Annotated in this window: 9 protein-coding genes; 4 read left to right on the forward strand and 5 right to left on the reverse strand. The window is 41.3% G+C overall.

The features are described from left to right. The 3 genes from BGO88_RS08065 to BGO88_RS08075 form a co-directional block, all read left to right on the forward strand. Nucleotides 1-2,433: CLIPPER-2 domain-containing protein (locus BGO88_RS08065; RefSeq protein WP_286706546.1), on the forward strand; the 2,433-nt coding region annotated here is incomplete at its 5' end. 51 nt (nucleotides 2,434-2,484) lie between these two features. Then, nucleotides 2,485-3,396: a PorP/SprF family type IX secretion system membrane protein gene (locus BGO88_RS08070; RefSeq protein ID WP_056065329.1), complete on the forward strand. Its 912-nt coding sequence runs from the start codon at nucleotides 2,485-2,487 to the stop codon at nucleotides 3,394-3,396. A gap of 11 nt (nucleotides 3,397-3,407) precedes the next feature. Then, a complete protein-coding gene (locus BGO88_RS08075) occupies nucleotides 3,408-5,339 on the forward strand; it encodes an OmpA family protein (protein ID WP_286706547.1) in 1,932 nt (643 codons plus the stop codon). A gap of 124 nt (nucleotides 5,340-5,463) precedes the next feature. On the opposite strand, the gene BGO88_RS08080 is transcribed toward BGO88_RS08075, so the two are convergent. Both BGO88_RS08080 and BGO88_RS08085 read right to left on the reverse strand, forming a co-directional pair. Then, on the reverse strand, nucleotides 5,464-5,883 hold the full coding sequence (locus BGO88_RS08080) for an OsmC family protein (RefSeq protein ID WP_286706548.1): 420 nt from the start codon (nucleotides 5,881-5,883) through the stop codon (nucleotides 5,464-5,466). A gap of 36 nt (nucleotides 5,884-5,919) precedes the next feature. Further along, nucleotides 5,920-6,948 carry an alpha/beta hydrolase gene (locus BGO88_RS08085; protein ID WP_286706549.1) on the reverse strand — a complete coding sequence of 343 codons (1,029 nt, stop codon included), beginning with the start codon at nucleotides 6,946-6,948 and terminating at the stop codon, nucleotides 5,920-5,922. 112 nt (nucleotides 6,949-7,060) lie between these two features. Between BGO88_RS08085 and BGO88_RS08090 the strand changes: the two genes are divergently transcribed. After that, entirely contained in the window at nucleotides 7,061-8,032 is a 972-nt protein-coding gene (locus tag BGO88_RS08090) for a hydrogen peroxide-inducible genes activator (RefSeq protein ID WP_286706550.1), read from the forward strand. 288 nt (nucleotides 8,033-8,320) lie between these two features. Here BGO88_RS08090 and BGO88_RS08095 read toward each other — a convergent pair whose 3' ends face one another. The 3 genes from BGO88_RS08095 to BGO88_RS08105 form a co-directional block, all read right to left on the reverse strand. Beyond that, nucleotides 8,321-8,719 carry a hypothetical protein gene (locus tag BGO88_RS08095; RefSeq protein ID WP_056065340.1) on the reverse strand — a complete coding sequence of 133 codons (399 nt, stop codon included), beginning with the start codon at nucleotides 8,717-8,719 and terminating at the stop codon, nucleotides 8,321-8,323. Between the two features lie 157 nt (nucleotides 8,720-8,876). Then, entirely contained in the window at nucleotides 8,877-9,092 is a 216-nt protein-coding gene (locus tag BGO88_RS08100) for a hypothetical protein (RefSeq protein ID WP_056065342.1), read from the reverse strand. Between the two features lie 32 nt (nucleotides 9,093-9,124). Then, nucleotides 9,125-13,512, reverse strand: a 4,388-nt coding sequence (locus BGO88_RS08105; protein WP_286706551.1) for a T9SS type B sorting domain-containing protein, incomplete at its 5' end; no start/stop codon positions are given.

A 13,512-nucleotide genomic window follows, 5' to 3' on the forward strand; every position in this document is an offset into this window, starting at 1 on the left:
ATCGTATACCAATTATGCGAGATTTTGAACCCGACCAACTGCGATTCTGCAACTGTAACTATAGTAGTGGAAGAAGCACCAATCGATGCGGTTAACGATAACCCGGCTCCGGTTAACGGATATGAAGGAAATCCAGATGTAGTAAACGTATTGGATAACGATACCCTAAACGGTGTTCCTGTTATCCCATCACAGGTAACCATCACGGTAACGACTCCGTCGACTAATCCGGGCGTGGAATTGGATCCTGCAACAGGAACGGTAAGCGTAGACCCACAGACACCTGCTGGAACCTACACTATCGTATACCAACTGTGCGAGATTTTGAACCCGACGAACTGCGATTCTGCAACCGTAACAATAGTAGTAGAAGAAGCACCAATCGATGCAGTAGATGATACTCCGGCTCCGGTTAACGGATATGAGGGCAATCCTGATGTAGTGAACGTATTGGATAACGATACCCTAAACGGTGTTCCTGTTATCCCATCACAGGTAACCATCACGGTAACGACTCCATCGACTAACCCGGGTGTGGAATTGGATCCGGCAACTGGAACAGTGAGCGTAGACCCACAGACACCTGCGGGAACGTATACTATCATATACCAATTATGTGAGATATTAAATCCTACAAATTGTGAATCAGCTACTGTAACAATAATTGTTAATCCGGCCCCGATTGATGCCGTAAATGATGATTTCAGTGGTACGATTGTAAACGGAACTGAAGGAATGGTAAATGCCGGAAACGTATTTACTAACGATACGCTGAATGGTGTAGCGGTTATTCCATCAGAAGTAACTCTAACAACTGTAAATGCAGATGCTCCGTTGACATTAAATCCTGACGGAACAATAACTGTTGCGCCTGGAACACCAGCCGGAACATATACGTTAGAATACAGCATTTGTGAAATATTGAACCCAACCAACTGCGATACGGCTATAGTAACAATTTTGGTTCAAGTGCCAGGTGTTGAAATTATCAAGCAAGGAACCTTCAATGATGCAAACGGTGACGGATTTGCACAGGTAGGAGAAACCATTACTTATAATTTCACGGTAATCAATACCGGAACTATGGAATTGACAAACATTACGGTATCCGATCCTTTGGTGACTGTAAATGGCGGACCTCTTGCAACTTTAGCTGCAGGTGCTACTGATTCGACTACATTTACTGCAGTCTATACGTTTACACAAGCTGATATTGACGCAGGAGTTGTAAACAACCAGGCATTAGTAACTGCTACTCCGGTAGTAGGAACACCAATTACAGATGACTCAGATAGTAATGACCCTGCATTGCCAGGAAATGACGATCCAACTGTAACTGTGCTACCTCAAAATCCTAAGTTTGAATTATTCAAAGAAGGAGTTTATCAGGATGCAAACAATGACGGAATCGTAAATGCCGGAGATGTTATCCAATACAGCTTTACGGTTAGAAATACAGGAAACGTAACTATTACGAATATTTCTGTAACCGACCCTATAGTTGCAGTTTCAGGCGGACCTATTGCTTCTTTAGCACCACAAGCTACTGATTCAACAACGTTCACGGCAACTTACACCATATCACAAGCTGATATTGAATTAGGAGCAGTTTATAACCTGGCGTTGGCAGAAGGTACAGATCCGTCTGGAAACCCAATTGATGTGGAGTCGCAGGACCCATCTCCGTTAGACCCGAACGATCCGTTATACGAACCAACCTGTCCGGATTGTACAGTTACGATTATTGAGCAAAATCCGGCGATTGCGCTGATTAAGACAGCAACTTTCAACGATAGCAATAACAATGGAATCGCAGAAGTAGGAGAAACCATCACTTATAACTTTACGGTAACCAATACAGGAAACGTAAGCCTGAGCGATGTGACTGTTACAGATCCACTACCGGGAGTTGTTGTAAGTGGAGGCCCTATAACTCTTGCTGTTGGAGAAAGTGACAGCACTACATTTACGGCTATCTATACCATTACACAAGCCGATATCAATGCAGGAAGTGTGTCGAACCAGGCATTCGTTACAGGAAACAGCCCGCTGGATGTAGAAGTTACAGATGCTTCTGACCATACAGATAATGCAGGAAACAATCCAACGATTGTTGAAATTGACGGATGTACCATCAATGTATTCAATGTAGTTACTCCAAATAATGATGGCAGCAACGAATTTTTATACATAGGAGGATTAGGATGCTATCCAGACAACAAAGTAGAAATTTTCAACCGCTGGGGTGTTGTAGTTTACGAAACAAGTGGCTATAACAACAATGACAAAGCCTTTAGAGGATATTCTGAAGGAAGGGTTACAGTAAACAAATCAGAAGGATTACCTGATGGTACTTATTTCTACATCTTGAAATACAAAAAACAAGATGGTACTGTAAGAGAAAAGAGCGGCTATTTATACTTAAGCAGATAAAGTTAAATTCCTGGGAATCGGAATGGGTTCCCAGGATAAACAAATTAAACAATGAAAAAAATAATCATATTTTTCGTCTGGATTCTTGTAGGTGCAAGCGCATTTGCACAACAAGATGCGCAATACACGCAGTATATGTACAATACCATCAATATCAACCCTGCTTATGCAGGTTCGCGAGGCGTACTAAGCGTTTTCGGACTTCACAGAACGCAATGGGTTGGTTTGGACGGAGCTCCGGTGACCAATACCGTTTCTATCAACACGCCAATTAACGGCACTAATATAGGAATGGGATTATCATTTGTAAACGACAGGATAGGACCTACAGATGAAAATGCAATCTCTGCAGATATTTCCTATACTGTTAAGACTTCAGAAACATTTAAACTGTCTTTTGGAATTAAGGCTACAGCAAATATGTTCAATTTGGATGTTAATAAGCTGAATCCGGCAGATCAGGGAGATCCGCGATTAATGAATCTGAATAATAACTTCACGCCAAACATTGGGGCAGGAGCTTATTTTCATTCCGATAAGATGTATTTGGGACTTTCGGTACCAAACTTTTTTGAAACCCACAGATACGATGACAATTCAGTATCTGTAAATCAGGAAAGGATGAATTTTTATCTGATTGGAGGTTATGTTTTCGATTTGAGTCCAAGCATTAAATTCAAGCCGGCCTTTTTGATGAAAGCCGTAAATGGAGCGCCGCTTCAGGCTGACGTTTCAGGAAACTTTCTTTTCAATGATAAGCTGACGCTTGGAGTAGCCTGGAGATGGGATGCAGCCGTGAGTGCTATGGCAGGATTCCAAATCACAGAAGGACTATTTGTAGGCTACGGATATGATTTAGAAACGACAAAGCTTGCCAACTACAATTCAGGTTCGCATGAGGTTTTCCTTCGTTTCGAATTATTCAACAGATTCAACAAAGTAACCTCTCCAAGATTCTTCTAAAAGCAGCAACTATGAAAAAACAATTATATACAGCCCTGGCAGTCTTTTCTTTACTGACTGCCCAGGCACAGGAAGCCAAACTTGCAGCTGCCGACAAGCAGTATGAGAAATATGCCTATGTCGATGCAATCAAGACGTATGAAAGGGTAGCAGAGAAAGGATACAAATCTGTTGATCTCTTCCAAAAGCTGGGAAATGCTTACTATTTCAATGCAGAATTAGACAAAGCCAATAAATGGTATGAGGAACTTTTTGCAATGAACCAGCCGGTTGATGCAGAATACTATTACCGTTATTCGCAAACCCTGAAATCGGTTGGCGATTATGAAAAGGCGAATCAAATGCTGGCGCAGTTTAACCAAAAGAATGCGGCCGACTTAAGAGCGCAGCTGTACACCAAACATAAAGATTATCTGGAGGAAATAAAAGCCAATTCTGGGCGATACAAGGTTGAAAATATCAATATCAACTCGGAATATTCTGATTACGGAACCGCTTTTTTTGGCAATAAACTTGTTTTTACTTCTGCCAGAGATACCGGAGGTCTTTTCAACAGAAAGCACCAGTGGACCAACCAATCGTTTACGAAATTGTATGCCTCTGAAATCAGTTCGGATGGTTCTATGTTGGAGCCGGAACAATTCAACACTTCCCTGAACAGCAAATTCAATGAAGCCACGCCTGTTTTTACCAGAGACGGAAAAACAGTCTACTTCACCAGAAATAACTATAACAAAGGGAAAAGAGGAAAGAACAGCGACAAAGCGACGTTATTGAAAATCTACAAAGGTACTCTTGAAAAAGGAAAATGGGTAAACGTAACGGAATTGCCTTTCACAAGCGACAATTACAGTACGGCGCACCCTGCTTTGAGTCCGGATGAAAAGACTTTGTATTTTGCGTCAGATATGCCGGGAACTTTAGGTCAGTCGGATTTATTTAAGGTGGCTATTAATGCAGATGGCAGTTTTGGAACTCCGGAAAATCTGGGCAAGCAAGTCAATACTGAAGGCCGTGAAACTTTTCCTTATGTGACAGACGAAAACGAATTGTATTTCGCTTCAGACGGACAACTTGGATTAGGAGGTTTGGATGTTTTTGTAACCCAGATTAATAAAGACGGAAGTTATGGTGAAATCAAAAACGTTGGAGCTCCCGTTAACGGGCCAAAAGATGATTTTGCTTTCATGATTGATACCAAAACCCGATTCGGATTTTTCTCTTCAAACAGAGATGGAGGTAAAGGATATGATGACATCTACAAATTCCAGGAAACAAGACAAATGAAATGCGAGCAATTACTGGCAGGAACGATTACGGATAAAGAAACCGGACTTCCTATTGCCAATGCAAGGGTAACGTTGTCTGATGCTTCATTTAAGGTTATCAAAACCATCTATGCCGACCACGAAGGAAAATACAGCTTTGATGTAGAATGCGGGAATGTGTATTATGTAAAAGCAGAAAGCAAAGATTATACGCCAAACGAACTAAAAGCCATTATCCCGAAAGAATCCGGAGAAACAGACCTTTCTATCGAATTGGATAAACCGGTGAAGCAAATTACGGTTGGAACCGATTTGGCTAAAACATTCGGTATCAAGATTATCTACTTTGACCTTGATAAGTGGAATATCCGTCCGGATGCAGCTATTGATTTAGCTAAAATTGTTGACGTGATGAAACAATATCCGAATATGAAAGTAGATGTTCGTTCCCACACAGACAGCCGCCAGACACACAAATACAACCAGAAACTTTCTGACCGCAGGGCAAAATCTACCATTGACTGGATGGTTCAGGATGGAATTGCCAAAGAAAGAATTACGGGTAGAGGCTATGGCGAAACCCAGTTAGTTAATAAATGTGCTGATGGTGTTGAATGTACAGAACAGGAACACCAGCAGAACAGAAGAAGCGAATTTATCATCACAGCCATGTAATGTTTAGATAGTTTTAAGGTTAAAAACCGTGCTTGCAAAAGCACGGTTTTTTTATTCAGAATTATTTCCAAGCCCCTCAGTACTTCAGTACCTCAGAGCCTTAGTACCTCAGAGCCTCAGTACCTTAGCGCCTTAAAGAAACTCCCAAAGTAATCTCAGCATTCAAAACTTTAGAAACCGGACAAATCTGTTTCGCTTTTAAAGCTATATTTTGAAACTCTTCTTCCGAAATTCCGGGAACAACACCATTCAATTCCAAATGGATTTTAGTAATCGTTCCGTCTTCAAAAGTTAATACAGCTTCAGTATTCAGGTCGGTAGGTACATAATTCAATTCGCTTAACAAAAAGCTCAACTGCATCGTAAAACATCCTGAATGAGCCGCAGCTATTAATTCTTCCGGGTTTGTTCCTACGCCTTCTGCAAAGCGTGTCTTAAAAGATAATTGGGTGTTGTTTAGAGTAGTGCTTTGAGTACTGATGGTTCCTTTTCCTTCCATTCCAGTACCTTGCCAGTTTGCGTTTGCTTTTCTTGTAAATTTCATGATTTCTAAATTTTAATTGTTATTTGTTTTTTGTAATTATTTGCTTAGTTTTTCTTTTAAGGCATCTACAGCCTGTTTGATGGCTGCTCTTGGAGCCGGAGTTTCTGTAATTGGATTGAGCATAACGAAGTCGTGAATTGTCCCGATGTATCGTGTAGCTGTAACTTTCACACCTGCCGCATTTAATTTTTTTGCATAAGCTTCGCCTTCATCGCGCAGTACGTCGTTTTCAGCAGTAATGATTAAAGCTTCAGGCAAATCTTTTAATTCTTCAATATCGGCTCGCAAAGGAGAAGCTGTAATCTGGTTTCTTGTCGCTTTTTCCGGTGCATAAATATTCCAGAACCACACCATCGCATTGAGTGTTAAAAAGTGTCCGTTGGCAAATTGCTGATAGGAAGCCGTGCTGAAATCGGCATCGGTTACCGGATAAAAAAGCAATTGGAAATCAATTTTAGGGCCTTTTCTTTCTTTGGCCATCAACGTTACGGCAATTGCCATATTACCACCAACACTATCACCGCCCACAGCCAGTTTTGTTGGATTTAGTCCGATAGAAGCTCCGTTTTCTTTAATCCATTTGGTGGCTGCATAGGCTTCTTCATTTGCAACCGGGAATCGGGCTTCTGGAGCAGGAGTATAGTTTACAAAAACCACTGCAATGTTTGCACCAACGGCTAATTCTCTTACCAGGCGGTCATGCGTAAAAGCATTTCCTAAAACCCATCCTCCACCGTGGAAATACATCAGTACCGGAAGTTTTTCTTTGGAACCTTTTGGTTTTACAATTTGGATGGAAACGGTTTTCCCATCCTGTGTAATGGTCTTGTTTTCAATATCGGCAGGTAATTTTTTGTAATCTCCTGTCTGTGCATTGATTAATACTTTTCGGGCATCTTCGATAGAAAGTTCATAAAGCTGCGGGCCTGAATTTCCGTGAACGGCTTTTAAGAATTCACGGGTGTTTTTTTCGATACTGTAGCTTCCTGCTAATGATGGATCGATTTGACTTACTGCCAGTGTTGCATTCAATAAGGCAACTGCTGCTATTGCTATTTTTTTCATGATGTAAATTATTAATTTATAATTGTTTTGATTTGATGGGACAAATTTATAGCGGGTTTAATTATAAATCAAATTGATAATTTTTTACCTTTATAAAATAAAATTATAATGTATGACTATACAGCAATTAAAATACATCGTAGCATTAGACGAAGAACGCCATTTTGCAAGGGCTGCAGAAGTTTGTAATGTTACCCAGCCCGGACTTACAATTCAGCTGAAAAATCTGGAAGAAGAAATAGGAATAAAAATATTCGACCGTACAAAAGTACCCTTGACACCCACAAAACTCGGAACACAGATTATTGCAAGAGCAAAAAAGATACTCCGCGAAGTCAATGAAATTCGAGATTTTGTTATTAATGAGAAAAATGACCTAGAAGGAGAACTAAAGCTGGGTGTTATTTCTACCTTGTCACCTTATCTGATTCCCTTATTCATAAAGGCAATGAAAGAAGCAGCGCCTAAAATGCATTTTGTTATTCGTGAAGCTTCCACGGGTCAGTTAATGCAGGATATTGAAACAGGAGCTTTAGATGTGGCGCTTATGGCTACTCCAACCGGAAACCCAAATCTGAAAGAACACCATGTTTTTAACGAGCCTTTTGTGGCCTATCTTAACGAGAGCCATCCGTTTGCGACTAAAGACTTTTATGAACTCCAGGCCAGTGACAAACCGGAACTTTTGCTGTTGCAAAATGAATACTGTTACAATGCACAGCTTCTTGATATATGTGACATTAAGGAAGACCGTAAAATAAGTGAGCAGTTCTCTTATGACATCAGCTCTATAGAAACGTTGAAAAATCTGGTACGTGCCCAACTCGGTTTTGCAATCCTTCCGGAACTTTCCATACTCAATGAAAATGAAAAGCATTTGTTTAAGCCGTTTAAGGAACCCAAACCCATTCGGGAAATCAGTCTGGTGGTTTCAGATACATTTTCCAAAAAGCTGTTATTGGAAAAAATGAGCCGTGCCATCTGGGATTGTCTGCCGGAGACGCTTAGGAAGGATTTCAATTACCGTAAAATTCAATGGAACGATTCGCCTTATTTTATTAATGCGGTCAAAGGATTTATGTAAATAGCGTCTTTGCGTCTTTGTAAGCAATTATTTTTCACGCAAAGGCGCAGAGTCGCAAAGCAAATTTTATGCAATTATATTGGTAAAAGTTTCTGGCAATCAATTAAAGTAAAGATTTATTAATGCGGTCATGGGGTGTATGTAAATCGCATCTTTGCGTCTTTGTGAGCAATTATTTTTCATGCAAAGGCACAGAGTCGCAAAGCCTAAAGTTATTAAAGTAAAAAGAGAATAACATAAAATAAAAAAGCTCCCAATGGGAGCCTTGTATCAATAAATCCAGGTGTATTATCTGGATATAAAATCTTCAGCATCTGTAAACTGTGACTTAAAAGCCGTTACTTTCTCTTTGAGATTCTCTGTCTTGCAATTCAGCTTAAATGCATAAAAACTAAGTTGTCCGTGATTAGGAAACTCTTTATCGAGTTCAGCTTCAACGTTGAGGATATAGTTAAGGGCCTGCTTTTTGACATAGCCCCAAAGTTCTCTGATTTTTGCTTTGGTGAAAGATTCTTTATGATTGGCTCCGAAAGCATCGCTGATGCATTTCTCAGCAATCTCTTTAAAAAAAGGTTCTTCCGGAAAAGAGTACTTATAATATCGGTCGGCGTATACCTTAAATTTGCGCATAATGCTTTGTACTACTGAAACGCCATTGTCCAGAGCATGAGTCTTGTTGTATTCCATAACGTTCACCCTCGTGGTATAAGGGATTTTTTGTAATTTTAAGTAATAGATTAGGGTTCTACAAACTTACTTTAAAATTTACTCTTTTTCAAATTAAAGGACTTAAAATCGGTCACAAAAAAGCCTTATTTAGACTGATTTCATCAATTTGCAAGAATTATTTGGAAGTATTTTTAGATTCTGTAAGATTTTTCTTTTTATACTTGGTGTCGAACAGCTTTTTAATCTTGTTGCTTACAAGTGACGCTTTTACGTTAATCACTCTTCCATTGTTAAAATGAAACTCATATTCGTCAATTAGCTTTTCGATTTTGTACACCTGGTCCATATTATATACGACATCTTCGTATCTTTTTGGTTTGATGAAATTCATGCTGTGGTATTTAAGTAACGAAATATTGGAAATTATCTTTTCAGGGCAAAATGGGCCTTAAATTCTTTGTTCACTCCATCACGGCTCTTATAAAGCAATTTAAACCAGTAATCTGTTGCCGGCAGCGGATGTCCGTTATAGGTACCGTCCCATCCGGCAGACGAAGGAAAAATCTGCTTGATTAGTTTTCCGTAACGGTCAAAAATAAAAATTTGAGCTTCCGGTTGGTTGGCCAGTCCGTCAATGTTCCACGTATCATTATAACCATCCGCATTTGGCGTAAAGTAATAAGGATAATTCAAAGCGTATACGGTAAGCGTAATCAAACCGCATCCCTGCGTGTCTCTTACCGTAATTTCATACTCACCTTCATAAATATTCGTAAACTGATTGCTGGTTTGCGGCGCACCGCCGTTGAGTTGAAACTCATATTGTCCTGAACCGCCCGTAACGTTAACCGTAATGGTCTGGCTTTTATTAAAATCTCTTCCTACTGTAGCTTCTGCAATGGCAATAGATGATGTGCCTACGGTTGTTGTTGCCGTTGCTGTACAACCTGTGGTCAGATTAGTTACTATTACTTCATAGGTTCCGGGCTCGGTGGCAATATGCATATTGGTAGTAGTAGGCAGGATGGTGTTGTTTCGGGTCCAGACAAAACTATGGTTAGCATTAGGAACCTGGCAATGCAGATTAACCGTAGAAATATAGTTGCCTGTTTGATTGTCAAGACAGATATAACCTTCCTTAAGTATTGGTTTTGGTGGTGCGGCTACCGTTACAGTTGTTCTGACCGATGACGTACAGCTGCCATTGTTTACAGTATAGATGATTATTACTGTGCCTGCATTAACTCCGGTAACATTTCCGGCTGCATCAATCGTTGCTATATTCGTATTCCCACTCGTCCAGGTTCCGCCAGGAGTAGGATGGGTTAGCTGTATCGTGTTTGACAGGCAAACTGCATTAGGGCCGCCAATGGCAGGAAGAGCAAGGCTGTTAATAGTAACAGCAAGGGTCGTACTCGTTGCACATTGCCCGGCAGTTGGTGTAAACACATAATTTCCACTGGCAGTATTGTTTATTGCCGGAGGATTCCATGTACCTGATATTCCGTTAGGCGATGTTGTTTGAAGCACAGGTACCGTATCGCCACTACAGAATGCCAATGTGGTTGGAAAATCGGGTAAAATACTATTGCTGACTGTTACGGCTAAAGTAGCTGTTGTTGCACATTGCCCCGTATTTGGCGTAAATATATAGCTTCCGCTTGCAGTATTGCTGATGGTTGGAGGATTCCAGGTTCCGGTGATTCCGTTTGGAGAAGTCGTATTCAGGACAGGAGCCGTACTTCCGTTACAGATTGTCATTATTGTTTGGAAGGTTGGTACTGTTTGAGGTGTGATAGTCACTCTCAAAGTCATATTAGTGGCACATTGCCCTGCATTTGGCGTAAAGACATAGTTTCCGCTTGCAGTATTATTTATTGAAGCAGGACTCCACGTTCCTGTGATTCCGTTAGGAGAAGTTGCCTGCAAAGCAGGAACCGTATCCCCGTTACAGAATACCAATGAAGTAGGAAAATCCGGTGTGATATTATTGTTGATAGTTACATTCAATGTAGTTGTCACGGCACATTGTCCGGCATTTGGGGTAAAGACATAGTTTCCGTTAGCCGTATTGCTGATTGTTGCCGGGTTCCATGTTCCGGTGATTCCGTTAGGAGAAGTTGCCTGCAAGGCAGGAACCGTATCCCCGTTACAGAATGCCAGTGAAGTAGGGAAATCGGGTACAATATTGTTGTTGATGGTCACATTCAGAGTGGCTGTTGTAGCACATTGTCCGGCATTAGGTGTGAAGACATAATTTCCGCTTGTTGTATTGCTTATTGAAGCAGGGCTCCATGTTCCGTTAATTCCGTTGGGTGATGTTGGCTGTAAGGCAGGAATTGCATCTCCGTTACAGAAAGTCAGTGTCGTAGGGAAATCCGGTGTGATAGCGTTATTGATAGTTACATTGAGTGTAGCCGTAGTAGCACATTGTCCGGCATTAGGTGTAAATAGATAGCTTCCGCTTGCGGTATTGCTGATTGTTGCAGGATTCCATGTCCCGGTAATTCCGTTAGGCGAAGTTGGCTGTAAGGCAGGAATCGCATCTCCGTTGCAGAAAGTCAGTGTGGTAGGGAAGTCCGGAGTAATATTGTTATTTATGGTCACATTCAGTGTAGCCGTAGTAGCACATTGTCCGGCATCCGGTGTAAATATATAAGTTCCGCTGCTGGTATTGCTGATTGTTGGAGGATTCCAGAATCCCGTAATTCCGTTTGGAGAAGTCGTATTTAGTAAAGGTATTCCATCACCATAACAGAATGAAAGGGCTGTTGCAAAATCAGGTGTGATGTTATTGGTAACTGTTACGTTTAGTATTGCTGTCGTGGCGCATTGTCCGGCATCTGGTGTAAATACATAACTCCCGTTTGTTGTATTGCTTACTGTGGCAGGGCTCCATGTTCCTGTAATCCCATTGGGTGAAGTTGTATTCAGCAAAGGAGCAGCGCTTCCTGTACAAATAATCAAAGAAGAAGCAAAATCCGGTGTGATGTTATTGTTGATGGTTACATTTAATGTGGTTGTCGTAGCACATTGTCCGGCATTTGGCGTAAACACATAGTTTCCGCTTGCGGTATTACTGATTGCTGCAGGATTCCATGTTCCTGTGATTCCGTTGGGAGAAGTAGCCTGAAGTGCAGGAACTGTATCGCCGTTACAGAATACTAACGAAGTAGAGAAATCCGGTGTAATATTGTTATTGATAGTGACATTTAATGTGGTTGTCGTAGCACATTGCCCGGCATTTGGTGTAAATACATAGCTTCCGCTTGCGGTATTACTGATTGCTGCAGGATTCCATGTTCCGGTGATTCCATTTGGCGAAGTTGGCTGTAAGGCAGGAACCGTATCTCCGTTGCAGAAAGTCAGTGTGGTAGGGAAATCCGGAGTAATATTAGTATCAATAGTTACATTCAGGGTAGCTGTAGTGGCACATTGCCCGGCATCCGGTGTAAACACATAGCTTCCATTTGCTGTATTACTGATTGCTGCAGGATTCCATGTTCCGGTAATTCCGTTAGGCGAAGTGGCCTGTAAGCTGGGAATAGTAGCTCCGTTACAGAAAACCAGTGTGGTAGGGAAATCCGGTGTGATGTTGTTATTGATGGTTACGTTTAATGTAGTTGTCGTAGCACATTGTCCGGTATTTGGTGTAAAGAGATAGCTTCCGCTTGCGGTATTGCTGATTGTTGCCGGATTCCATGTACCCGTGATTCCGTTTGGTGAAGTCGTATTTAATGCAGGAACTGTAGCCCCGTTACAGAAGTTCAATGTTGTAGGGAAATCCGGTGTGATGTTGTTATTGATGGTTACGTTTAATGTAGTTGGCGTGGCACATTGTCCGGCATCTGGCGTAAACACATAGCTTCCGTTGGTTGTATTGTTAATTGTTGCCGGATTCCATGTACCCGTAATCCCGTTAGGTGATGTGGCATTCAGGGTAGGAGCGGTATCTCCTGAACATAGGCTTAATGTGGTTGTAAAATCAGGCGTAATGCTGTTGGAAATAGCAACATTTAAGGTAACGCCAGGAGAACACAGTCCTGCTGTTGGTGTAAATACATAACTTCCGTTTGCGGTATTGCTGATGGTTGGAGGATTCCAGGTTCCGGTAACTCCGTTAGGGGAAGTGTTATTCAATGCAGGTATACTGGCACCTGCACAGTAGTTAAGCGATGTTGGAAAATCAGGAATTGTTGCCGGATTTACTTCCAATTGAGCAGCGTTGCTCACTAAAGTATGCTGTGTAGAAGTGACCTGACAATAATATTGGCTGTCATCAAGCGTCAAAGGTGCCGGATTGATAGTAAGCGTATTGGTGTTTGCTCCTGAAAATGGTACTGTATTGGTGATGTTAATCCAGTTTCCGCTTGCGTCAAGTCTTTTCCATTGGAAAGTAAAACCGGTACTGTTGGCAAGAGATGCGGTATAAGTAACCGTATTGTTTTCACAAACTATCCTGCTCGTTGGATTGGATAAGGTTGGCGGAACAGTATTGGTTACATTATGAATTCCTATGTTGGCACAACTTTCAGAAGTTTGGGTGTTCCAGTCACTACTGTTAAAAACAACCTTTGGAGCCACCGCGTTGGGATTTCGGATAACGGAATATCCTACGTTGTTTGGTGCATGTACGTTATCGATAATGGTTCCGTTTTTAAGCAGCTGGAACTCATCATTGGCATTAAATCCGGTAGGATAGGTCTGGCTTGAAGTAATGCCGCAGGGAATAGTGCCTGTTCCAATCCCGATTAAAAAAATTCCTCCCGGAGGGATGGAGCCACTAAGTACAATGGTATAAAAAGTAAAAC

Source organism: Flavobacterium sp. 38-13 (assembly GCF_001899155.1).
In the GTDB taxonomy this organism is placed as follows: domain Bacteria; phylum Bacteroidota; class Bacteroidia; order Flavobacteriales; family Flavobacteriaceae; genus Flavobacterium; species Flavobacterium lindanitolerans.